Below are 23,538 nucleotides of genomic sequence, written 5' to 3' on the forward strand. Positions count from 1 at the left end.
CGCCAACCTGACCCTTTGCCATGCATCCGAACCCAATCTTTCGCAAAACCGAGAATGATCACTCGATTGCCTTTGTCCGAGCGCGGAGCTTTGGTGTGTTGTCGATCAATGCAGAGAACGGGCCGCTGATCTCTCATGTGCCGTTCCTGTTGTCCGACGACACTCAAACCGTTGACCTGCATCTGGTCCGGTCCAACCCGATTGCGCGCGCGCTTCCTGCGCAGGCGGTCATCGCCGTTCAGGGACCCGACAGCTACATTTCGCCCGACTGGTACGGGGTCGATGATCAGGTGCCGACTTGGAACTACGTCGCCGTTCACCTGCGCGGGCAGTTGGAGCTACGCCCGCAAGAGGAATTGCATGCCCTGCTGGATCGACAGTCAGCCCATTTCGAAACGCAACTATCGCCGAAAAAGCCCTGGACCTCGGACAAGATGTCGGAAGGTGTGATGGAGCGCATGATGCGCGCCATTGTTCCGGTGCGTCTGCATGTGACCGAGATGCACAGCACATGGAAGCTGAACCAGAACAAGACCGACGATGCCCGCTTACGCGCCGCCGAACATGTTTCCACGTTTGGGATCGGAACAGACCTTGGTCAATTGTCAGACTGGATGGCGTCACCGCCTGATCAGGGGATGTCGGGGTGAAATTTCGTCCGGCATCGCCTATCTTGAGTGTCGGGAGGACATGACATGGCTGGACCTTTGACACCGCTTGCGGGGATCGCGCTGCGCTATGGCGCCGTCGCAGTTGCCACTTATGCCGCCACCCGCACCATTCCGAAACTTCGCCGAAATCAGGACACGGAAGACGCGCTGGATACGGTTGAAGAAGGCCTCGAAATGCGGCGTGACGGTGAACAGATCAACGCTACCGGACGCTTTCGTCGGGTGATCCGCGTGGGACAAAGCGGGCCAGGTGTTGAGATTGATGCAACCGCGCTGACGCGCATTCGTATTCGCAGGATCTGATGGAACTCATTTTCTCTCCCACGTCGCCTTATGTGCGTAAGGTTCTGGTCGCCGCGCACGAGCTTGAGATCGTCGACCAGATCAAGATGACACAGGTTACCACGACGGCATTCGAAACAGACAGCCGCTTGGCCTCGGTCAATCCTTTGGGAAAGATACCAACCCTGCTGCGCGACGATGGGCCTGCTCTTTATGACAGTCGGGTGATCATGCGGTACCTGAACGAGCGGGCAGACGGCGCGCTCTATCCAGAAGGGCGGCTTTGGGATGTCCTGACGTTAGAGGCGACAGCGCACGGTATTTCAGACGCGACCGTGTCGATGTCCTATGAGATGCGGCTCAGGCCAGAAAACGAACAATCCCCGTCATGGATCGAGGCGCAGTGGGAAAAGGCCGCGCGGGCGCTCGACGTTGTCGAGGCGCGCTGGATGTCCCATCTCTTTGGCCCTCTGGATGCTGGGCATATCGGGATGGGTGTTGTGCTGAGCTACATTGATCTGCGCCATGACGTCCGCAAATGGCGGGACACACGCCCAGCACTGGCCGCTTGGCACGCGAAATTCTCAGAGCGCGTATCCATGACCACAACGCGGATCGATGGCTGACTTTGATATCCAACCGGTTCTGCATGGCGACCGATTAACCCTCGAACCGCTGAGAGGGGATCATCGGGAGGCGCTGTATCGCGCTGCGAACGAGCCAAGCATCTGGGCACAGCATCCTGCATGGACGCGACATGAGCGCGTCGTCTTCGATCCCTACTTTGACTTCCTATTGAAGGTAGGTGGCACACTGGTGGTGATAGATCGGGATGCAGAACGCGTCATCGGATGCTCTCGATATTACTCTGTACCCGACCATCCGGAAGAGTGGGCGATTGGGTACACGTTCCTCCACACCGACTATTGGGGTGGAAGCTGGAACCGAGAATTGAAGGCGCTGATGGTTGAGCACGCCTTTGTCGGTGTGGACCGCATCTGGTTCCATATCGCGCCGGACAATATCAGGTCGCAGATTGCGACCATACGGTTAGGCGCGGTGTTCGAATATGACGCAAATCTAGATTTGGGTGCCGGACCGACACCCACGAAATGCTACACACTCACACCGTCTGGTTGGAGCGCCGCGATCAGAAGTTGAAGGTCAGGCCAAGGTTGATAGCGTTGGTCACGAAATCGACATCCAATTCGCCACCGTTATCCAGATCGGCTGTGTTCTGCGAATATGTGCCTTTGTATTCGACAAACCCATCCCAGCGATCATTGATCGGATATGACGCACCGGCCGCCCACATCACGGCCGGGCCGGTCAGTTGGTATTCGAATGTCTTGCCGCCGTCCGATTCAACATCGACATGCGGAAAGGCCACGCCGACACCGCCGCCAACATAAGGGGTCCAATCGCCGAACTGGTTGGGCCAGCGGCGGAAGGCGTTCACAGTAATGATGTTCAGACCATCGGTGAACTCGAGCCGGGAAAAGCCATTGTCCGCAGCATCGTCTTCGTCGGCGTAGACTTTTGCGTGGTTCAACTCCAGACCGAAGCCCAGCGTTTCCGTGCGCCACCAAGTGCCGCGAATGCCGTAGTAAGGCGGTGCATCAAATGGACGGCCTTCCCATGCTGGGGTGAAATCGACGTCTTCATCAACACTGTTACCCGGGTCCGAGCCGGACACGTTTGCGTGCGGCGCTGACTGGTAACCCGTGTAAAAGCTTAGCTCGAATTCATTCGCGCTGGCCGCCGATGCGGTCAGTCCAATGACGGCTACAACTGCTATTAGAAAACGACTCATGCTTATCCCCGGTCTTCTAGGGTCGTATATAGAACTTGCAGGTGCAGAAAAACAGGCATCACAGGCAATAAGACGTTAGACTGCGCCATTTTGCGCATAGATCAGCGCTGGACGGTATGGTTCGACCCGCCTAGATACGACACGATTGGCGCGAGATGAGTCTCGCGTTGCTAACGATTGGCGTCATGTAATCGTTCCATGGGCCAGAAAACATTTGGAGGATGCTCCCTTGTCTGACGCACAAGTACACGCAGACGAACACGAAGGCAGCCGTAGGGATTTTCTCTACTACGCGACCGCAGGTGCTGGTGCCGTTGGGGTCGGAGCTGCTGTTTGGCCTCTGGTCAATCAGATGAACCCATCCGCAGACGTTCGCGCCTTGGCCTCGATCCAGGTCGACGTCAGCGGTGTTGAGCCCGGTTCGCAGTTGACGGTTTTGTGGCAGGGTAAGCCTGTCTTTATCCGTCGTCGGACCGAAGAAGAAATCGCCGCGGCTGCTGATGTTGACCTGTCGACCCTGATCGATGGTGACGCACGCAACGAAAACCTCGGCGAAGGCGTTGATGCCTCCGACGCCAACCGCTCGCTGGACGAAACCGGCGAATGGCTGGTTCAGATGGGGGTATGCACACACCTTGGCTGCGTGCCTCTCGGCAATGCCGGTGACTTTGGCGGCTGGTTCTGCCCGTGCCACGGTTCACACTACGATACGTCTGGCCGGATCCGCCGCGGTCCCGCGCCAGAAAACCTGCCAATCCCACCGGCAGAATTCGTCGACGAAACAACCATTCAACTCGGTTAAGGGAGCCAACTGAATGTCTGGAATTCCGCACGACCACTACGAACCGAAGACCGATTTTACGAAAGGCATGGAAAAGCGCCTGCCGATCATCGGGCTTCTGTATGACACACTGATGATCCCCACACCCAAGAACCTGAACTGGATGTGGATCTGGGGCATCGTCCTGACTTTCTGTCTTGCACTGCAGATCATCACCGGCGTCGTCCTCGTGATGCATTATGTGCCACATGTCGACATGGCGTTTGCCTCGGTCGAGCACATCATGCGTGACGTGAACGGCGGTCACATGATCCGCTACCTGCACATGAACGGCGCATCGCTGTTCTTTGTTGCTGTGTATGCGCACATCTTCCGCGGCCTGTACTACGGGTCCTACAAGGCACCTCGTGAGGTGACATGGATCATCGGCATGCTGATTTACCTGCTGATGATGGGCACTGCGTTCATGGGCTACGTTCTGCCATGGGGTCAGATGTCGTTCCACGGGACTGCCGTGATTACCGGTCTGTTTGGTGCGATCCCGTTCGTGGGTGAAGCGCTGCAAACATGGCTGCTGGGTGCATCGGCTGTGGGTCAGCCCGCGCTGAACCGCTTCTTCTCGCTGCACTATCTGCTGCCGTTTGTGATTGCAGGTCTCGTGATCGTCCACATCTGGGCGTTCCACACCACCGGCAACAACAACCCAACCGGTGTTGAAGTCCGCCGCACATCCAAGGAAGAAGCCGAGCGCGACACGCTGCCGTTCTGGCCCTACTTCGTGATCAAGGACCTGTTCGCCCTGGCGATCATCCTTCTGGTGTTCTTTGCCATCGTTGGCTTCATGCCAAACTACCTGGGCCACCCCGATAACTACATCGAGGCAAACCCGCTGGCGACGCCTGCACACATCGTGCCTGAATGGTACTTCCTACCGTTCTACGCCATCCTGCGTGCCTTCACGGCTGATGTCTGGATCGTGATGTTCGCAAGCTGGATCACCGGTGGCATCATCGACGCAGCCTTCTTTGGTGTGCTTGCGATGTTTGGTGCGATTGCGGTTATGGCGCTTGCACCATGGCTCGACACATCGAACGTGCGTTCTGGCCGCTATCGCCCGATGTTCAAGTGGTGGTTCTGGATCCTTGTCGCCGACTTCATCTTCCTGATGTGGCTGGGTGCCATGCCAGCAGAAGAGCCATATGCTTCGCTCTCGCTGCTCGGTTCGACCTACTGGTTCGCCTACTTCCTGGTCATCCTTCCGCTTCTGGGTGTGATCGAGAAACCGACGACGCCACCGGCCACCATTGAAGACGACTTCAACGCCAAAATTGCCAAAGGCAAAACTGGTGGCATGGCTGACGGCGTCGCAACGCCTGCCGAATAAGGACACATACAGATGTTGAAAAAACTAGTACTCTCAACGGCTGTTGTTCTTGGCCTGAGCACCGGTAGCGCATTCGCTGCCGGTGGGGCCGGGGAAGTCACGGACTACCAATTCTCGTTCGAGGGACCTTTTGGTCGCTTTGACGAGAACCAGCTGCAACGCGGTCTGCAGGTCTACACCGAAGTCTGTTCAGCGTGCCACGGGATGAAATTCGTTCCATTCCGCACACTGGGCGACGAAGGTGGCCCGCACCTGCCAGAGGATCAGGTTCGCGCATACGCCGAATTCTACGAAATCTGGGATCCGACCCTGTTTGACGGTGAAGGCGACTTCCGCCCCGCCGTGCCAACGGATCACTTCCCGGAGTCTGCCCTGTCGAACGCACCTGACTTGTCTCTGATGGCAAAAGCACGTGCTGGCTTCTCGGGTCCATATGGCACAGGTCTGGCCCAGCTGTTCAACGGCATGGGTGGCTCTGAATACATCGCTTCGCTTCTGACCGGATACACCGGTGAGGAAAAAGAAGAAGCGGGTGTCATCCTGTACGAAAACAAAGCCTATCCAGGCGGCTGGATTTCGATGGCACCACCACTCTATGGCGATGACGTGTTCTACGAAGACGGCACCGAGGCCACTCTTGAACAGGCGGCATTGGATGTGTCGGCATTCCTGATGTGGACCGCTGAGCCAAAGCTGATGGCCCGCAAAGAAGCTGGCCTTGCAGGCTTCATCTTCCTCGCGGTTCTGTCGGTTCTGCTCTATCTGACCAACAAACGTCTCTGGGCCCCCGTGAAAGCGCGCGCCAAGGGCGCGGCGACACCGGCTGAGTAAAGCTTTAGCCTACTGTGAAATGCGAAACGCGGTCCCTCTGGACCGCGTTTCTTTTTTGGGCACAGGCCGGATCGGCGACGCGACCGGAATACAGCAATCAGTGCGTCCTGTGCCGCGCCTCAAGCTCAACAGCCATCGCCCGTACAGCGCGGCTGGCTGTTGATTCACAAAGCCATGGAAACACAGCATGAACAGCCGCTGCGCCCGCAGCGACCAGCAATCTAGTCGAGAAGCGAAACGCAAAACGCGCATGTTCCCAGTAGCTTTCCCCGACTGACGCGGGATGGGCCGTAAACCAGCCGACCCGAGACGCTGTATTTCTTGACGTTGTTTGCATGAGGTCCCCGTGAGTTGAAGGTGCCGTCACACTGCATGGTCCTCACAATGAATATGTCCCAAATTTCTTGAAAATCGCTCAAGACTTGGGACACCATCTCAACATGACCTATGAATTTGATGATTTTGATAAGGCGATACTGCGCACCCTGCAAAAGGATGCCTCCCTCAGCATGGACGACCTGTCCGAACGCGTTCATCTATCGCGCAATGCCTGTTGGCGGCGGGTCAAACAGCTTGAACAATCTGGCGTCGTCCGGGGACGTGTTGCCCTGATCGATGCTCGCAAGGTGGGAATGCCTCTGACGGCCTTTGTCTTGATCCGGACTGACCAACACGACAGCGCCTGGAACCAGAACTTTCAAAAGGCGCTGAGCGGTCTTCCGGAAGTCCAGAGCGCCCATCGTATGACCGGTGACCTCGACTACGTGCTGCGCGTCCGATTGGCGGACATCGCGGATTACGACCGCTTCTATCAGCGCTTGGTCTCGAAAATTTCAATAAGCGATATTTCCGCCAGCTTTGTCATGGATGACCTGATCGACACCACCGAGGTTCCGATCCTCTGACCTACGGACTGGCACGCGTGTATTGGCCACATCTCTACGCCTTGCTGCGCAGGCGCGTGAAAGATAAAGCCTGCATCTGAACAAGGGAGCGCCTGCATGAGCCTGAACAGCTTTGGACATCTGTTTCGTGTCACCACATGGGGCGAAAGCCATGGGCCTGCATTGGGCGCAACGGTCGATGGTTGCCCCCCCGGCGTGGCGATCGACGAGGCGATGATCCAGCACTGGCTGGACAAGCGGAAACCCGGTCAAAACAAATACACGACCCAGCGCCGTGAACCCGATCAGGTGAAGATCCTGTCCGGTGTATTCGAAGGTCAGACAACCGGCACGCCAGTGCAGTTGATGATCGAAAACACCGATCAGCGCTCCAAGGATTACGGCGACATCATGGACAAGTTCCGTCCCGGTCACGCCGACATCACCTATTTCCAGAAATACGGCATCCGTGACTATCGCGGAGGCGGTCGGTCCTCGGCGCGTGAAACCGCAGCGCGCGTGGCGGCCGGTGGTCTCGCGCGTGAAGCTATCAAACAAATTGCGCCGGGCGTTGAGATCAAAGGCTACATGACCCAGATGGGTCCACACGGAATTGATCGCGACCGGATCGATTGGGAGCAGATCGATCAGAATCCGTTCTGGACCCCGGATGCACAGGCGGCCGAAGACTGGGCGCAGTATCTCGATGACCTGCGCAAATCCGGAAACTCGGTCGGAGCGGTAATCGAGGTCGTCGCACGTGGCGTCCCCGCAGGGATTGGCGCGCCGATCTATGGCAAGTTGGATACCGATCTTGCCGCCGCTATGATGAGCATCAACGCCGTCAAAGGCGTCGAAATCGGGGAAGGTATGGCGGCAGCAGCCCTGACGGGCGAGGCAAATGCCGATGAGATCACGATGGGACCGGACGGCCCGGAATATTCATCCAACCACGCGGGCGGCATACTTGGTGGCATTTCGACCGGTCAGGATGTGGTGGTGCGTTTTGCGGTCAAACCGACCTCGTCCATTCTGACAACACGCAAGACCATCACAAAAACCGGTGAGGACACCGAGATCATCACCAAGGGCCGCCACGACCCCTGCGTTGGCATTCGCGCTGTTCCTGTGGGTGAAGCGATGATGGCCTGCGTGATCCTAGACCACTTGCTGCTGCATCGTGGTCAAATCGGATCAAATCGCGGCACGATTGGCTGAATGACCGTTCCGGTCATGCCTGCGGCGCGAGTATTTGCCAAAACATAGAAGGAGAGGCGCCGAGCTCCGTCCTTCTATGTTTCAAAAATACTCAATCTGTCGAAACGGCTCAGCTTGTTGCAGCAGACAGGGCAGTGTCCATCAGCGCCTGAATATCCGATCTGCTTGTGCCCGCCACGATGCGGCCGAGTTCTGCGTCACCGCTGAGCGCAACAAGGGTTGAACGACGTGGGATGCCAAGTTCCGTCGCCAGATCGCTGCTTTTGTAGATATCCCAATCCATGTAGACGAACGTGATCGCTTCGTCGTAGGCGGCGTTGTCGTCGCGCAGCGCGGCGATGGTGCGTTTCTGCGAAGCACAGGTGGTGCACCAGTCGGTGCCAACCTCGATGAAAACGGTCTCGCCAGCGGCCAAACGCTCTTTCACAAGCCCGTCCTCGTATTGCACCATCGTGTCATTGGCCAGCGCAGCCATTGGCAAAACGGTGGCCATGGCAGCGGCCATCAGGAAGTTGCGACGTTTCATGGAATGTCTCCCTTTCATTAGAAGCGAACCGACAGGTCCTGGAACCAGTAGGGCAAAGCCTGAATCGCCCAGATTTCGATCATGTGGTGAACCTTGAAGAGGATGCCGACGCCCACCAGCACAAGAATGACACCCATAATCGGACGCGCCGAAGATGCGATCCTGCGCATGAAGGCCGCGCGCGACCGAAGCGCAGACTGCGCCCCATAGCCCAAAGCGAGGATGATCGTGCTGACGCCCAAGGCAAAGCTGATCATGACCGCTGTCGCCCAACCCAGATTTTCACCGGTTGATGCCAAGGCGATCGCACCGCCCAGTGTCGGACCCACGCATGGGCTCCACACCGCGCCAAGCAGCATCCCGCCCAAAAACTGTCCCCGCAGCGATGAACGGTCGAGATCGTCCAGCCCCGCATCCGCGCGGTCGGCAAATCCCCCTGTCGCGGTCGCAAAGCTGGCAGAGAAGCGGGGCACGAGCAGTACCAGCCCAAAGGCAATCATCAGCACTGCGCCCGCATTCGCGATCATGCTTTCATCAATGCCAAGGCTGCGCCCGAACGCAGCAACGCCCACGCCCAGCGCCACAAAGGCGACGCTCATACCGCCAGCCATCGCCACCGGTCCCCATTTCGACGCCTGCAAGGCGGTCGCGAGAACAATAGGCAGCACAGGCAAAACGCAGGGGTTTATCAGCGTCAGAAGCCCGGCGAGATATGCGAATACCAAATCCATGGCGGCATTCATGGCCCAAAACCGACTGCACGTCAGCCGTTATCAGGTTTCAGTCCATCAACTCGCCGTGGGGTTCACGTGTACGGACGACGCGATTGGCGCGATTGGCGCGATATCTGCACAGCGAGAATACCTGCCGTGATGACGATCACGCCAAGGATATCCAATGCACCCAGCGCCTCGCCCAAGAGCAGGGCCGCAATGGCAACACCGAAAAACGGGTTCAGAAAATGGAAGGTTGCAGCTTTGACGGCGCCAATGCGGTCGACCAAACGGAACCAGATCAGTGTCGCCGCAAGACCGGGGATCAGGGTGGTATAGGCAAAGGCAGCGGTTAGAGTGGGCGACCAAGTCACCTCCCAAGTCTCAAACGCGAAACCGGGAACAGCCAGCACCACAGAACCGACCAACATCTGCAAGCCGACAATCATCAGGAAATTGCCCCCCGACGAGGCCGCGCGCAGTGAAAGGGTCGCAGCAGTGAGAGCAATGACACCCAAGACACAAAAAACCACGCCCAACAGATCCGCGCCCCCCGTCAGGCGGATGCCCATGATCAGCGCGACTCCGGCGGTGCCCATGACAAGGCCCAGCAATCCTAGCGCAGCCACCTTTTCGCGAAAGATCACCCAGCCCGCGAAAGCCACGAGCAGTGGCATGGTCGATGCAATGATTGCCGCCAGAGAGGCCTCGACCCACTGCATCGCGACAAAGTTCAGGCCCAGATAAATCGCGTTCTGACAGACACCAAAGATGATGGTCGCCCGCCACTGCGCCCGTGTCAGACGCATGGACTGCCCCAGCGCAAGAGCCAGCCCACAGCCGATTAGACCCGAAATCAGGAAGCGGAGCGACAAGATCAACATGGGTGGCGCCTCTGCGACGATGATGCGGGCCGACGTGAAGGCCGACGACCACATCAGGGCAAAGAACAGCCCCATGGCGAGCGCACGAACATCCATGGATCAGCGATGCTCCGCTGCGGGTTCCCACAACTCGATGGCATTGCCTTCGGGGTCATGGATACGGGCAAAGCGCCCAAAGCTGCCATCTTCGTCCCAATCGGGATTGAATCGCACCTCAATACCTTCGGATTGCAGTCGCGTGGTGACGGCGTCCAGATCATCGACACGCAGGTTCAGCATCACCCTCTGATCGGTCGGGAAGTAATCAGTGGTCTCGGAAAACTGCGCGATCACGGTGGGACCACCGGCTGCCTGCCAGAACCCTTGCTCCCCGTCTGGTATGCCCAGATGTCGTGCGTACCATGCCGTCATCGCCTTGGGGTCTTTGGCCCGGATAAAGACGCCGCCGATGCCAAGTACCTGTCCCATCCGATGCCCCGATCCGTCAGCGCGGAATTTCGCGCCAGCCTTTAATGATCATGCCAAGCCCAACCCCGGCAAGCCCCAACGCGCTCAATGCCTCGACACTGATCCAGCGTTTGGCAATTCGGCGGAAGGTGGCTTCGGCGGCCAACGCATAGGCAAGGATCAAGGCCGCATCCAACAGCAGGAAGATTACGCCATAGACGAAGGCTTGGAACATGATCGGGTGTTCGGGCGAAATGAACCCGGGAAACAGGGCCACGAAAAACGCAATCGCCTTGGGGTTTGTCACGCAGGCAAAAAAGCCAGTCCAGAACGTCGCCTTGTGGGCAGGGTGGACGGCGCCGTGCCCGTCGTTTGCCCCATGGGTGCGCAGGCTTTGGAACGCCAACCAAAACAGATAGACGCCGCCAGCCACCTGCAACCACGGCAGCACCGCCTCGGACAGACCGATCAGGATGTGCAAACCCAGCGTCGCGATCACGATATGAACGACGGTGCCCAAGGCGTCGCCTGCAACCGTGATGAAAGCCGCGCGCTTCCCAAACCGCACCGCCTGCGCCGAGGCAAGGGCCACTGAGGGACCGGGAACAAGGGTGAAGACCAGCGTTGTGCCGATAAAGGCCCACAAAAGGATCGGGTCCATGGATCAGGCTCCGTCAAAAAGGAAAGGGCCGCACGATGGCGGCCCTGATGTGCGATTTCTTCGCGGCAGCTTAGCCGTTGACGCTGTCTTTCAGCGCCTTTGCGATGGTCATTTTCACGACCTTGTCGGCAGGCTTTTGCATGGTTTCGCCGGTGGCCGGGTTGCGAACCATACGCTCTGGGCGTTCGCGGCAATAGATTTTACCAACACCTGGCAGGGTCACAGCACCACCGCCCGAAACTTCGCGGGTGATCAGGGCGCAGACGGCGTCCAGCGCGCCACCAGCAGCTTTTTTGTCGGTACCCATCTCTTCGGCCAGCGCGGCGACCAGTTGGGTCTTTGTCAGCGGTTTGGTCATTTTCTTCTCCTTCACTGCCCAAATCTTGGGACCTTGTCGCGAAACGTTACCCGCATATGGTGTGACCACACAACAATTTGTGCAAGAAAAGATGGCATTTATTGAGGTTTTTGGCCTCAAATCGCCCCGATTGGTCGTGAATTCCGATCAGAGGAACGCGGTTTCCTCAAAGGAACGCAATTTCCGGCTGTGAATCCGCTCCAGTGGCATTTCCCTCAGGATCTCCATCGCGCGAATGCCGATCTGCAGGTGACGCGCAACTTGCGTCTTGTAGAAATCGGTCGCCATGCCCGGCAGTTTCAGCTCACCATGGAGCGGTTTGTCAGACACACAGAGCAGCGTTCCATATGGGACGCGGAACCGGAACCCATTGGCGGCGATGGTCGCGCTTTCCATATCGAGGCCGATGGCCCGGGACTGAGACAGACGCTGCACGGGACCGGATTGGTCGCGCAATTCCCAATTACGGTTGTCGATAGTGGCAACAGTCCCGGTGCGCATCAGACGTTTGAGCTCGTAGCCCTCTAGCCCGCTGACCTGCGCGACGGCCTGTTCCAGCGAGGTCTGGATTTCAGCCAGCGCCGGGATCGGAGTCCAGACAGGCAGGTCATCATCCAATACGTGATCTTCTCGCAGGTAGGCATGGGCCAGAACGAAGTCACCCAAGGACTGCGAGTTCCGCAGCCCGGCGCAGTGGCCCACCATCAACCACGCATGCGGGCGCAGGACTGCGATGTGATCGGTGGCGGTCTTTGCGTTCGAAGGACCCACGCCGATATTGACCAGAGTGATCCCTGCGCCGTTCTCCCGCTTGAGGTGGTATGTCGGCATTTGCGGCATCTTGGCGGGCATCACGATCTCACCGTCATGGGCGGTGATTTCCTGATTTCCCGTCGCGACAAAGCTGGTGTAGCCGCTGTTCGGGTCGGCCAGTTGAGCGCGGGCATAGGTCTCGAACTCTTCGACGTAGAACTGATAGTTCGTGAACAGGACGTGGTTCTGGAAATGCTCTGCATTCGTCGCGGTGTAATGCGCAAGACGCGCAAGCGAATAGTCGACGCGTTGCGCCGTGAATGGAGCCAGCGGCCCGGCCCCGTCGGGGTACTGAAACCCGTAACCATTCACGATCTCATCGTTCGTCGTGCTCAGATCGGGGACGTCGAACACATCCCGCAGGGTAAAGGGCGCGGCTCCCTCTTGTGGCACAACGACGTTATCATCCGTTGCGACGGCAAAGTGGACGGGCATTGGTGTCGTGGACGGGCCGATCTGAACGTCGACACCGTGGTTCTCGATCAAGAGACCGATTTGCTGTTCCAGATAGCTGTGAAACAAATCAGGGCGCGTCACCGTCGTGGCATAGGTGCCCGGCTCGGAAACGTGGCCGAATGACAGGCGTGAGTCGATGGATGCAAAGCTGGTCGTCGTGATGCGGATCTCTGGGTAAAACGCCCGGTAACGCACCTCTGGCCCATCTTGGGCAAAAGCCTCGGTAAAGGCTTTGCACAGGAACTGGGTGGCCTGATGGTATAGCTCTTCCAGACGCGCGACCGCCGCCTTGGGGTCACTGAAACGTTCTGCCGGGATCGCATCAGGCGTGACAATCGGCAGGTTCGGGTCCGAGAAGTTCATTGGCAGTTATCTCACATCTTCAAAGAGCGGCACGGTGTCGAACGTGCGCACGTCAACCAGCCCAAGGTCGCTGATCCGCAGTTCGGGGATCACGACAAGTGCCAGCAGGGAGTGTTGCATGTAGGCGTTGTTGAGCGTGCAGCCACAAGCCACCATCGCTTCGACAATGCCTTGCGCCTTGGCGGCGACTTCTGCGGCGGGGCTGTCTGACATCAGGCCCGCGATGGGTAGCTCGACCAGGCCGATCTCTTTCCCGTCTTTCCAGACCGTCACGCCCCCGCCGACGTCGGCCAGACGGTTGGCGGCTTTTGCCATATGCGCGCGGTCGGTGCCGACGACAATCATGTGATGGCTGTCATGGGCCACCGTCGATGCAATGGCCATGTCGCCGCTATAGCCAAAGCCCGACACAAAGGCATTTGTCACGCCGCCTGTCGCCTTGTGCCGTTCAACCAACGCGATCTGGCAGACCTCGCCCTGCGCTTCCACAAGACCATCCTGAACCGGAAGGTCGGCTGACAATGCCTGTGTTGGTGCCTGATTTTCGACAACCCCAATCACACGAGCGGTGACATGGTTGGCCCCATCAGGCGCGGCAATCTCAAAATCCTGTGCCGTTTTATCTGGACCCATATTCACGGTTTGGCGGGCATGGCCCGGCCAGTCCAGATGTGGGCAATCCACGGTGATCTTGCCATCCTTTGCCACGTCCACGCCGCGCGCAATCACATGGTCAATCGGCAAGGTCGTCAGATCAGAGGTCAGGATCACATCGGCCCGCCGCCCTGGCGCGATTGAGCCTAGCTCTCGCTCCAGTCCGAAATGCGTCGCCGTATTGATCGTTGCCATTTGCAGAGCGATCAGCGGGTCGCATCCACAGTCGATGGCATGGCGGACGACACGGTTCATATGACCGTCATTCACCAGCGTCCCGGAATGACAGTCGTCCGTACACAGGATGAAGTTGCGCGGGTCCATGCCCTTTTCGGTAATCGCTGTGATCTGGCTTTCGACGTCGTACCAAGCCGACCCGAGCCGCATCATGGCGCGCATGCCCTGACGCGTGCGCGCGATCGCGTCAGCTTCGCCTGTCCCTTCATGATCATCCGCTGGACCACCAGCAGCGTAGGCATGAAATGCCGGGCCAAGATCAGGACTGGCGTAGTGGCCGCCCACTGTCTTGCCCGCATTCTGGGTCGCAGCAATCTCGGCCAGCATCTGAGCGTCACCCGCAACGACACCGGGGAAATTCATCATCTCGCCCAACCCGATGATACCGGGCCACGCCATCGCCTCTTCCACGTCTTCAGCGCTGATAGCATATCCGGTCGTCTCAAGCCCCGGGGCGGACGGCGCGCAGGACGGCATTTGGGTAAAGATATTCACCGGCTGCATCAGCGCTTCGTCATGCATCAGGCGCACACCCTCAAGCCCCATGACATTGGCAATCTCATGCGGGTCCGTGAACATCGTCGTCGTGCCATGCGGGATCACGGCGGCGGCAAACTCGGCAGGGGTCAGCATCCCGCTTTCGATATGCATGTGACCATCGCAAAGGCCGGGAATGACATAAGAGCCGTTGGCGTTGATCACCTCGGTGTCAGCACCAATGCAGTGGGTGGCATCCGGCCCGACATAGGCAAAGCGGCCGGCAGCTATCGCCACCTCCCAATCAAGCACTTCGCGGGTGTGGACGTTCACGACCTTGCCGCCACGGATCACGCGATCCGCTGCAGCGCGCCCTGCGGCAATCGCCACCAAAGTGGGCGCGACCTGTGCCCATGTCTGAAGTGATGCTGTTGAGTTCTGTCCCATGGCTCAGCATTTCACCGGGGTGCCGCGTCCGCAAGTGACATTCACATGAAACCCGAGTGCAAGTTGGGGCGTTGCCTAGGCACAATGCAGATCTCCGACCTCCCCCCTTCGCTGACCTATTACCCCGATGATCGCCCGGGGATCACACGCCGCCGCGCTGGACGCGGCTGGAGCTACCGTGCGCCAGACGGCACCCGCATCGATGATACGAAAGAGCGCGAGCGCCTGAATGCACTGGCCGTGCCACCCGCCTATTCAGACGTCTGGATCAGCCCAAAGACCAACGGACATTTGCAGGCCACCGGGCTGGATGCACGCACCCGCAAGCAATACCGCTATCACCCCGATTGGACCGCACATCGCGCTGCGGCCAAGTTCGACAACCTTGCCGATTTCGGTGCAGCGCTTCCGGCATTGCGCCGCCGCATCCACAAGGTCCTGACTGACGGACACACCGACACTCCTGATTTTGCCATCGCCGCCTGCCTGCGCCTGATTGACGGAGCCGCATTGCGCGTCGGCACACCGGATTACGCCGAGGAAAACGAAACCTACGGCGCAACCACGCTGCGGACCGAGCATGTCACTCTTGGCCGCGACGGGATTGCCGTCAGCTATACCGGAAAAGGCGGTCAATCCGTCGACAAGACACTGAAAGACGCAACGCTTCAAAAGGCGCTTGAAGAGCTTGAAAGCCTCTCCGGTGCCGAATTGATGGCCTATGAGACGCCGGAAGGCACGCGCAGCATCGGGCCGGATCAGGTCAACGACTGGCTGCGCGACGCGACAGGAGCGAGTAATTTGACGGCCAAAACGTTCCGCACATGGGCGGGATCGGTGGCTGCCATGGATGTTGCGCTTCGGGAACCAAGTCCGACGATCACAGCCATGGCCGAGGCCGCCGCAACGCGGCTGCACAACACCCCCACGATTGCACGCAATTCCTACATTCACCCGTCGGTGATCGCGCTTTGCGATGCGGACGTGCCAGAAGTGCCCTCAACCCCCTCTGGCCTGCGCCGCGCCGAGCGAGCGCTCATGATGCTTTTGTGAACATCCTAGGTTTTTCTTGCGGCCTGCAATCAGATCGCCCATGCCGAACCCATGGATATTGTCATTCATCACAACCCGGCCTGCGGCACGTCGGGAAACGTGGTCCGCATTGTTCAGGATGCGGGCTACAGCCCGACAATCATCGAATACCTCGACACCGGTTGGACGCGACCTCAGTTGCTTGCCTTGTTCGCAGCGGCTGGCCTGTCACCGCGTGACGCATTGCGCACGACAAAAAGCCCGGCTGAAGAGCTGGGTCTTCTGGACCCCAGCGTGCCCAACGACGTGCTTTTGGACTATATGCTTGACCACCCTGTCCTCGTGAACCGGCCCATCGTGGCGACCCGCAAGGGCGTGCGCCTGTGTCGTCCCTCTGGCGTCGTTCTGGACCTGCTGGATCGGTGGCCGACAGGCCCCTATGAGAAAGAAGACGGGAGCCTCTTGATCGACGCAGACGGCAACAAGGTCGCCGACTGATCCCGTGCAGGACACGCTGTTCTTTTATCTCTCGAAGATTGGTTGGACACTAATCAAGCCAGATAGCTGGATCGTTCTGGGACTGATCGTCGGTATATGGGCGCTGGCAAAATCCCGGACGCGGCTTTTGCGGCGGATAATTCTGTTTACGGCGACGTTTTCTGTGGTTCTGACCATTCTACCAATCGGGGCATGGCTGCTTGCACCCGTGGAAGACGCCTTTCCACCGCGACCCGCACCTGACCGCGTGGATGGCATTATCATTCTCGGCGGGTTTGAGGATCACCAAGCCCAGGCACTATTCGGTCAACCCGCCACCAATGCAGGTGCTGAGCGGTTGCTGGCAGGGCTTGCTCTGGCGCGTGCACATCCTGACGCGCCTGTTGTCCTGAGCGGCGGCAAGGGCGACGCAAGGCTGCGATCCGGTGATCGGCCCAATATCGGGTTGACCCATGCCCTCGCCCTTGGCTTTGACGCGGACCGGTTCGTGATCGAAGGCGCGTCGCGCAACACCTATGAAAACGCGCAAAACATCCTGGCGATATTGGACATCCCTGAGGAGCAGAACTGGGTTTTGGTGACAAGCGCGCATCACATGCCCCGCAGCGTCGGGATTTTCTGCGCCTTGGGGGTGTCGGTTGTCCCGTACCCCGTCGACTATCGCAGCGGGGCAAGGGGGCGGTGGCCCACTTGGAACTTTGCAGGCAACCTAGCCGCGCTGACGTTGGCCGCGCGAACATGGACAGGGCTGGTCATCTATCGAGTGACAGGGCGGTCCTCCGAGCTTGTTCCAAAATTGTGCCAACCGGCTTGATCCGAATCGGGCGCCTCAACAAGGTCAGACTTGCTGACATTTTGGAGGTTCATCATGGATTATGAAACAACCGACGCTGATGCCTTTGGCCGGAGCCTGCGCGGAATCGGACTGAACCTCTTGGTCACGGACGTGAAAAAGAGCGCCGTATTCCTGTCAGACGTGTTTGGCATGCGCGCGTTTCAGGTCACCGAGGACTTTGCCATCGTGACCTTGGGCCAAGCGGTCCTGCAGCTGCATTCAGATGCAACCTATGCCAAACACCCTTTGCTGAGCGTATTGCCTGAGTCCCCACCACGCGGGGCAGGCGCGGAATTTCGGCTCTATGGCAATGACCCTGATGCAGCCTGCGCCCGGGCCGAAGCGGCCGGTGGGACGATCCTTGAACCTGCAACTGACAAACCTCATGGCCTGCGCGAAGCCTTCATTCTGGATCGCGACGGCTATTGCTGGTGCCCGTCGCAAGAACTGAAAGGCTGAGTTTTGTCTTGCAGACCCGGCGCAGGGCCGACACGGTCTGAAAAAACCGGAGGATGCGATGACCGTCACAAACCTGCGCCCCAACATGGATCACTGGGCTGAACGCGTCGATATGGCGGCGGCGTTTCGCTGGACCGCGCGGCTGAATATGCACGAGGCCGTCGCGAACCATTTTTCACTTTCGATCAACGAAGATGGCACCCGGTTCCTGATGAACCCGAACCAGGTACATTTCAGCCGGATCAAAGCCTCTGATCTGATTGTAGTGGATGCCAACGATCCAAAGACGCTGGAGGGACCAGACGCCCCGGACATCACTGCTTGGGGCCTGCATGGCGGGCTGCATCGCCATTGCGCGCACGCCCGCTGCGCGATGCATGTCCATTCGCCCTATGCCACGGCGCTGGCGATCCTTGCGGATAGCACATTGCCACCCGTCGATCAGAACGCGGCCACGTTTTACAACCGTATCGTAGTCGACAGTGACTATGGCGGTTTGGCACTAGAGGACGAAGGCGCGCGCTGCGCACAACTGTTCGACGACCCGCGCAAGAAAGTCATGGTGATGGGCAACCACGGCATCATGGTCATCGGCGATACCGTGGCCGAAACCTTCAACCGGCTCTACTACTTCGAGCGCGCTTGCATGACCTATATCCTCGCCCTGCAGACTGGAAAGCCTCTGCGCGTGCTGTCTGACGATATTGCGGAAAAAACCGCGCGCGAATTGGAGGAATACCCAGATCAGGATACACGCCACCTCACAGAATTGAAGGCGATCCTGGACGAGGAAGGCTCAAACTACGCCAGTTGACCAAGGCAGTCCCGCCCGCCTCCCTCTTCGCCAGCATGCGCTGGCTGTGACCAAAGGGGGCCGCTTCGCGGCAATTTAGGCCTGCGGCGCGAGTATTTTAAAAACATAGAAGGGTTTAGGGCCGGCACTCATGACAGATGTCACTCGGTGCAGTGCGAAAACCAGAATGCGCGGCACACCATCCTTCTATGTTTCAAAAATACTCCCGCCGGAGGCTCCGACGCTGCCAAATTTGGAGCGGTTGATAAATGAGAACAAAATGTGAACAATGTCGGTCCGAGAGGTGATTCCCAAGGGCGGCCATGGACACGATCTCCCCATTCACGGAACTATCTGCCACGTCGAATTTCACATTCCTAACCGGGGGATCGCACCCGGAGGAATACATGCGGCGGGCGGCCATTCTGGGCATGTCTGCCTTAGCGATCGCCGATGAAAATTCGGTCGCCGGGATCGTGCGCGCGCATACAGAGGCGCGAGAGATTGCGCGCCGCGTCAAAATTCGGCGGGATTGGGATGCCGAACATGGGTTGATCGGCCCCCCCTGTCCCGACGCTATTCCTGCACCGCCTTCTGCCGATATTTATGCCACCCCCCGCCTGATCCCGGCAGCGAGGATCGTGTTGAGCTGCGGGTTCACGGTCACGGCCCTGCCACGGCACCGCAAGGGGTGGGGTAACCTGTGCAGGTTGATCTCTGAGGGGCGGTTGGCTGCGGACAAAGGGACGTGCCATCTGGACCTGAAGGATCTTGAAGAGTTTCGTGGCGGGCTGACGCTTTTGATCCATCCGCCAGAGGCGCTGCGCGATGAACGCGGCGCGGGCGGATGGCGACAAACCGTGGAACGGCTGACGCGCCGCTCTGCTGAAGATACCTATCTGATCATGGCTCCGCGCTATGACGGGGTCGATCCCGCACGCCTGCGACGGCTTTATGAACTGGCGCATGATCTGGGCCTGCCCCCTGTCGCCTCTGGTCTGCCGATGATGCATCACGGCGCCCGGCGCAGGTTGACCGATGTCCTGAGCGCTGTCCGGCTGAGCTGCCGCGTTGATGAGTTGGGAGCCGAAGCGCAGGCCAATGGCGAGCAGCGCCTGCGCAGCGCGGTAGAGATGGCGCAATTGTTTCACCGCTTTCCAGAGGCCGTCGCAAACACACAAACGGTGGAAGCGGCGCTGCAATTCTCACTCGATGAACTGCGCTATGAATACCCTTCCGAGGCTGTGGGCTCAGAGACCCCTGGCGAACGTTTGCGCCGTCTGGCCTATGAAGGCATGCATTGGCGCTATCCCAATGGCGCAACGGACAAGGTCAAGCGGCTCTTGGAGCATGAGCTGACCCTGATCGGAAAGCTGAAATACGAACCCTACTTTCTGACCGTTCGCGATGTCGTGGCCTATGCACGGGCGCAGGGTATCCTGTGTCAGGGGCGCGGGTCTGCAGCGAATTCGGTCGTCTGCTATTGTCTGGGTGTGACCTCGGTCAGTCCCGAATTGGGCACCATGGTGTTCGAGCGGTTCGTATCCGAAGCGCGGAATGAACCGCCGGATATCGATGTCGATTTCGAACATGAACGCCGCGAGGAGGTCATTCAGCACATTTACGAACGCTATGGTCGCCACCGCGCGGGCCTGTGCGCGACGGTGATCCACTACCGTGGCAAACGCGCTGTGCGCGAGGTCGGCCGCGCCATGGGGCTGAGTGACGACACAATCAGCGCGATGTCCTCGCAGCTCTGGGGGTTTTTCTCGGCCAACGGGCTGGAGGATCACCGCATGCGCGAGATTGGACTGGACCCCACCGACCGCCGCCTCGTGCAGGCACTGGAGTTGATTTACGAGATCATCGGTTTCCCCCGCCACCTATCCCAGCATGTGGGCGGGTTCATCATCACCGAAGGGCGACTGGATGAGCTGGTCCCGATTGAGAATGCGACGATGGAGGACCGCACCGTCATCTGTTGGGACAAGGATGACATCGACAGTCTGGGGATACTGAAGGTTGATGTTCTGGCGCTTGGCATGCTGTCCTGCATCCGCAAGGCGTTTAACCTGATCGACGAACATCATGGGGAACGTCTGACACTGGCCACCATCTCCGAAGACGACACTGCCACCTATGACATGCTCTGCAAGGCCGACAGCCTTGGCGTGTTTCAGGTTGAAAGCCGGGCGCAGATGAACTTCCTGCCGCGCATGAAACCGCGCCAGTTTTACGATCTGGTCATTCAGGTCGCCATCATCCGTCCCGGGCCCATTCAGGGTGACATGGTGCATCCGTTCATCCGCCGCCGAAACGGAGAGGAAGAGGTCAGCTTCCCCTCAGACGCTCTTGGCGATGTACTGGGCAAGACGCTGGGTGTGCCGCTGTTTCAGGAACAGGCGATGCAAATAGCCATCGTGGGGGCGGGGTTCACACCAGATGAATCCGACCGGCTGCGGCGGTCTCTGGCGACATTCAAGAAGCACGGCAATGTCAGCGAATTCCGGGACCGGTTTATGAAGGGCATGGCCGCCAATGGCTATGATGAAGCCTTCTCGGAGCGGTGCTTTTCCCAGATCGAAGGGTTCGGATCATATGGCTTTCCGGAAAGCCATGCGGCGTCCTTCGCGCTGTTGGTCTATGTCTCTGCGTGGATGAAGTGCCACCATCCCGGCATCTTTGCCTGCGCGCTGCTCAATGCGCAGCCCATGGGGTTCTACGCGCCCGCCCAGATCGTGCGCGATGCGCGGGAACACGGGGTCACCGTCCTGCCGATCTGCATCAACAACAGCGCGTGGGACAACCTGATGGAGCGTCAGGCAGATGGAACGCTGGCGCTGCGGCTTGGCTTCCGGCAACTGAAATCCATGACCGAAAGCGACGCGGACCGGATCGAGCTCTGCCGGGGCAATGGCTATAGCGACATCCATGATGTCTGGCGCAAAGCCGCGATCCCTGCGGCGTCGATCCAGCTTTTGGCCGAGGCAGATGCCTTTGCCAGTCTGGGCCTGTCCCGCCGCGCCGCGATCTGGGAGGCGAAGGCTCTGGTGGGCACGTCGCCCATGCCTCTGTTCTCGGGGGATCTGGAGGATGAGATCGTAGGCGAACCGCAGGTCCATTTGCCGAAGATGACCGAAGGCGAAGAGGTCGTGGAGGATTACGTCGCAATGCGCATGACCCTGCGCAAACACCCGGTAGAATTGTTGCGACACCGGTTGACCAAGGGACTGGGCAAAAGACCGGAACTTACGCTTGTGGGCAGCCACCGTGACGCACGCGCAGCATTGCAACCGGGGCGGACGGATATGTGGGACCGGCGCAACGGGCACGGTCCGGGGTATGAAGGGCCACAGACACAACCCTTGCGCAAAATCGCCGAGAACAGGGTCGGCATGGTTCATCCCCGCGACCAGGGACTGCGCATTGCAAATCGCTAAATAGGGCGACCCCGCCCGCCTCCCTCTTCGCCAGCTTTGCTGGCTATGACCAAAGCGAGGCCGCTTCGCGGTAATCCAAGCCTGCGGCGCGAGTATTTGGAAAACATAGAAGGATTAAGCGCTGGCACTGATGACATACGTCACCCGGTGCGGTGCCAGAAACTGGATCGCGCACCTCTTTCCTTCTACGTTTACAGCCATCGGCACTCCTGCCTGTACTGCCTGACCAGAGTGGCGGGACAAAGTTAACAGGGCGTTACCCTGGCCCTTCTATGTTTCAAAAATACTCAATCGGCCCCGTGACATCCCGCGCAGGGTCAGAGCCCTCTACGCAAGCGTTGCAGGAGCGCAAGTGACGCGTAGCCATCCACCTTAAGCCCACGTGCAGATTGGTAGGCACGGATGGCGTTTGTCGTGTTCGGACCGATCAGACCGTCGCTGCCTTGAGTGGAAAATCCAGCGCGGGTGAGCCGGCGTTGCATTTCCGTGCGCTCTGCACGGTTGAGCGCGCGATCTCCGATAGGCCATCGGCCTTGGATGGCGCGTTTCCCCTTCAGCCGGTCAGACAAGTGGCCCACGCCCATCACATAGGCATCCGCCGCGTTGTAGCGCGACAGTGTGATGAAGTTGTCAAAGATCAAGAACCCCGGTCCATTCGCACCGGCAGGCAACAGCAAGGAGGCGGGACCGTAATCCGGTACCGCCTGCCCATTCAACCCACGCACACCGCGCGCGGCCCATTGGGCAGGTGTCAGTCTGCGCGACTTGCCGGCAAGCGAGGTGTCGGTGCCCGGTGCCAAAGTGACCTCGACGCCCCATGGCACGTCTTTGTTCCATCCAAACCGCGCCAGATAAGCCGCCGTCGAAGCGAGTGCATCGACCGGGTTGTCATCCCAGATGTCGCGGCGGCCGTCGCCGTCAAAGTCCACGGCATATGCCTGAAACGAGGTTGGAATGAATTGAGTGTGCCCCATGGCCCCGGCCCAGGAGCCTTGCATGGCGGCGGGCGTGATGTCACCGCGTTGCAGAATTTTCAGGGCTTCGACCAACTGCGCTTCGAAAAATGCGCCGCGGCGACCGTCAAAAGCCAGTGTCGAGAGCGCGTCGATAACAGGGATATCACCACGGGTCTCTCCGTAGCGAGTTTCGACCCCCCAGACGGCCACGACGACCTCTTTTTCGACCCCGTAGCGGGCTTCGATCTGATCCAGAACGCGCGCGTGTTTGCGCAGGGCGGCTTTGCCTTTGGCAATGCGTTCAGGTGATCCGGTCAGTGCAAGGTAATCCCAGATCGGCAAAGCGAATTCGGCCTGATTGCGGTCTTTCTGCACGACGTCAGGCCGATAGCGGACATTTGCAAAGGCCCGTGTCAGCGTCCGCTCAGAAACGCCTTTGGCCCCCGCGCGTGGCTTGAATGCGGCGACCCAGCGGTCAAAGGCAGCTTGAGTGGCAGCCGACACGCGCATCTCAGATGGCCTCGGTTGCGACGGTGTGCTGACACCCGGACCGCAGGCGAGCAATCCAAGACACATCACCAAACCAAACACCAACCGCATAACACACCCTCCTACTCGGTATGGT

The 23,538-nt window shown here is 59.1% G+C and carries 26 protein-coding genes; 15 read left to right on the forward strand and 11 right to left on the reverse strand.

All coding sequences use genetic code 11. From position 1 onward, the window contains the following. The first annotated feature begins 20 nt into the window (after positions 1–20). The 4 genes from FE702_RS11295 to FE702_RS11310 are packed head-to-tail and all read left to right on the forward strand — an operon-like array spanning position 21 to position 2,114. Positions 21–650, forward strand: a complete 630-nt coding sequence (locus FE702_RS11295; RefSeq protein WP_147126409.1) for an FMN-binding negative transcriptional regulator — start codon at positions 21–23, stop codon at positions 648–650. Between the two features lie 45 nt (positions 651–695). Further along, positions 696–974, forward strand: a complete 279-nt coding sequence (locus FE702_RS11300; protein ID WP_147126410.1) for a hypothetical protein — start codon at positions 696–698, stop codon at positions 972–974. Beyond that, positions 974–1,579, forward strand: a complete 606-nt coding sequence (locus tag FE702_RS11305) for a glutathione S-transferase (RefSeq protein ID WP_147126411.1) — start codon at positions 974–976, stop codon at positions 1,577–1,579. Before FE702_RS11300 ends, FE702_RS11305 begins: the two co-directional genes overlap by 1 nt. Continuing rightward, the gene (locus tag FE702_RS11310; protein ID WP_147126412.1) at positions 1,572–2,114 is read left to right on the forward strand and encodes a GNAT family N-acetyltransferase; all 543 of its coding nucleotides are present in this window, start codon (positions 1,572–1,574) and stop codon (positions 2,112–2,114) included. The genes FE702_RS11305 and FE702_RS11310 overlap by 8 nt, the downstream gene beginning before the upstream one ends. On the opposite strand, the gene FE702_RS11315 is transcribed toward FE702_RS11310, so the two are convergent. Further along, positions 2,104–2,766: an outer membrane protein gene (locus FE702_RS11315; protein ID WP_147126413.1), complete on the reverse strand. Its 663-nt coding sequence runs from the start codon at positions 2,764–2,766 to the stop codon at positions 2,104–2,106. The genes FE702_RS11310 and FE702_RS11315 overlap by 11 nt on opposite strands. Positions 2,767–2,995: 229 nt before the next feature. Between FE702_RS11315 and petA the strand changes: the two genes are divergently transcribed. Genes petA through FE702_RS11330 form a run of 3 tightly spaced genes read left to right on the forward strand, consistent with a single transcriptional unit; the run spans position 2,996 to position 5,762 of the window. Beyond that, on the forward strand, positions 2,996–3,568 hold the full coding sequence (gene petA / locus FE702_RS11320; RefSeq protein ID WP_147126414.1) for a ubiquinol-cytochrome c reductase iron-sulfur subunit: 573 nt from the start codon (positions 2,996–2,998) through the stop codon (positions 3,566–3,568). 13 nt (positions 3,569–3,581) lie between these two features. Next, entirely contained in the window at positions 3,582–4,931 is a 1,350-nt protein-coding gene (locus FE702_RS11325) for a cytochrome b (protein ID WP_147126415.1), read from the forward strand. Between the two features lie 12 nt (positions 4,932–4,943). Further along, the gene (locus FE702_RS11330; protein ID WP_186827063.1) at positions 4,944–5,762 is read left to right on the forward strand and encodes a cytochrome c1; all 819 of its coding nucleotides are present in this window, start codon (positions 4,944–4,946) and stop codon (positions 5,760–5,762) included. Positions 5,763–5,859: 97 nt separating this feature from the next. Here FE702_RS11330 and FE702_RS18790 read toward each other — a convergent pair whose 3' ends face one another. Further along, the gene (locus FE702_RS18790; RefSeq protein WP_147126417.1) at positions 5,860–6,099 is read right to left on the reverse strand and encodes a DUF6356 family protein; all 240 of its coding nucleotides are present in this window, start codon (positions 6,097–6,099) and stop codon (positions 5,860–5,862) included. Positions 6,100–6,202: 103 nt separating this feature from the next. Between FE702_RS18790 and FE702_RS11340 the strand changes: the two genes are divergently transcribed. Both FE702_RS11340 and aroC read left to right on the forward strand, forming a co-directional pair. Then, entirely contained in the window at positions 6,203–6,667 is a 465-nt protein-coding gene (locus FE702_RS11340; RefSeq protein WP_147126418.1) for an Lrp/AsnC family transcriptional regulator, read from the forward strand. Positions 6,668–6,763: 96 nt separating this feature from the next. Continuing rightward, on the forward strand, positions 6,764–7,864 hold the full coding sequence (gene aroC / locus FE702_RS11345) for a chorismate synthase (protein WP_147126419.1): 1,101 nt from the start codon (positions 6,764–6,766) through the stop codon (positions 7,862–7,864). A gap of 109 nt (positions 7,865–7,973) precedes the next feature. Here aroC and FE702_RS11350 read toward each other — a convergent pair whose 3' ends face one another. From FE702_RS11350 to ade, 8 genes are all read right to left on the reverse strand, one after another. Continuing rightward, positions 7,974–8,390 (reverse strand): thioredoxin family protein, encoded by a 417-nt coding sequence (locus FE702_RS11350; protein ID WP_147126420.1) that lies wholly within the window; start codon positions 8,388–8,390, stop codon positions 7,974–7,976. A 17-nt stretch (positions 8,391–8,407) separates the two neighbouring features. Further along, positions 8,408–9,121: a cytochrome c biogenesis CcdA family protein gene (locus tag FE702_RS11355; protein WP_147126421.1), complete on the reverse strand. Its 714-nt coding sequence runs from the start codon at positions 9,119–9,121 to the stop codon at positions 8,408–8,410. A gap of 74 nt (positions 9,122–9,195) precedes the next feature. Next, entirely contained in the window at positions 9,196–10,083 is an 888-nt protein-coding gene (locus FE702_RS11360) for a DMT family transporter (protein ID WP_147126422.1), read from the reverse strand. A gap of 3 nt (positions 10,084–10,086) precedes the next feature. Next, positions 10,087–10,455, reverse strand: a complete 369-nt coding sequence (locus FE702_RS11365; protein WP_147126423.1) for a VOC family protein — start codon at positions 10,453–10,455, stop codon at positions 10,087–10,089. A 16-nt stretch (positions 10,456–10,471) separates the two neighbouring features. Then, positions 10,472–11,095 carry a LysE family translocator gene (locus FE702_RS11370; RefSeq protein ID WP_147126424.1) on the reverse strand — a complete coding sequence of 208 codons (624 nt, stop codon included), beginning with the start codon at positions 11,093–11,095 and terminating at the stop codon, positions 10,472–10,474. A gap of 70 nt (positions 11,096–11,165) precedes the next feature. Further along, positions 11,166–11,453, reverse strand: coding sequence for an HU family DNA-binding protein (locus tag FE702_RS11375; RefSeq protein WP_147126425.1), 288 nt, complete (start codon positions 11,451–11,453; stop codon positions 11,166–11,168). Positions 11,454–11,600: 147 nt separating this feature from the next. Next, positions 11,601–13,085: an AMP nucleosidase gene (locus tag FE702_RS11380; protein WP_147126426.1), complete on the reverse strand. Its 1,485-nt coding sequence runs from the start codon at positions 13,083–13,085 to the stop codon at positions 11,601–11,603. Positions 13,086–13,091: 6 nt separating this feature from the next. Next, a complete protein-coding gene (gene ade / locus FE702_RS11385) occupies positions 13,092–14,900 on the reverse strand; it encodes an adenine deaminase (RefSeq protein WP_147126427.1) in 1,809 nt (602 codons plus the stop codon). 84 nt (positions 14,901–14,984) lie between these two features. Here ade and FE702_RS11390 point away from each other — a divergent pair, with 84 nt between their 5' ends. From FE702_RS11390 to FE702_RS11415, 6 genes are all read left to right on the forward strand, one after another. After that, positions 14,985–15,953, forward strand: a complete 969-nt coding sequence (locus tag FE702_RS11390) for a DNA topoisomerase IB (protein ID WP_147126428.1) — start codon at positions 14,985–14,987, stop codon at positions 15,951–15,953. A gap of 51 nt (positions 15,954–16,004) precedes the next feature. Then, positions 16,005–16,430 (forward strand): arsenate reductase family protein, encoded by a 426-nt coding sequence (locus FE702_RS11395; RefSeq protein WP_147126429.1) that lies wholly within the window; start codon positions 16,005–16,007, stop codon positions 16,428–16,430. A 4-nt stretch (positions 16,431–16,434) separates the two neighbouring features. After that, the gene (locus FE702_RS11400) at positions 16,435–17,244 is read left to right on the forward strand and encodes a YdcF family protein (RefSeq protein WP_147126430.1); all 810 of its coding nucleotides are present in this window, start codon (positions 16,435–16,437) and stop codon (positions 17,242–17,244) included. Positions 17,245–17,298: 54 nt separating this feature from the next. Next, the gene (locus FE702_RS11405; RefSeq protein ID WP_147126431.1) at positions 17,299–17,724 is read left to right on the forward strand and encodes a VOC family protein; all 426 of its coding nucleotides are present in this window, start codon (positions 17,299–17,301) and stop codon (positions 17,722–17,724) included. A 58-nt stretch (positions 17,725–17,782) separates the two neighbouring features. Continuing rightward, positions 17,783–18,538: a class II aldolase and adducin N-terminal domain-containing protein gene (locus tag FE702_RS11410; RefSeq protein WP_147126432.1), complete on the forward strand. Its 756-nt coding sequence runs from the start codon at positions 17,783–17,785 to the stop codon at positions 18,536–18,538. A gap of 302 nt (positions 18,539–18,840) precedes the next feature. Next, positions 18,841–21,957: an error-prone DNA polymerase gene (locus FE702_RS11415; RefSeq protein WP_147126433.1), complete on the forward strand. Its 3,117-nt coding sequence runs from the start codon at positions 18,841–18,843 to the stop codon at positions 21,955–21,957. Positions 21,958–22,274: 317 nt separating this feature from the next. Here the strand turns inward: FE702_RS11415 and FE702_RS11420 are convergent, their stop codons facing one another. Continuing rightward, a complete protein-coding gene (locus FE702_RS11420; protein ID WP_147126434.1) occupies positions 22,275–23,513 on the reverse strand; it encodes a lytic murein transglycosylase in 1,239 nt (412 codons plus the stop codon). Positions 23,514–23,538 lie beyond the last annotated feature (25 nt).

This window comes from Shimia ponticola, from assembly GCF_007995215.1.
GTDB classification, from domain to species: domain Bacteria; phylum Pseudomonadota; class Alphaproteobacteria; order Rhodobacterales; family Rhodobacteraceae; genus Shimia_B; species Shimia_B ponticola.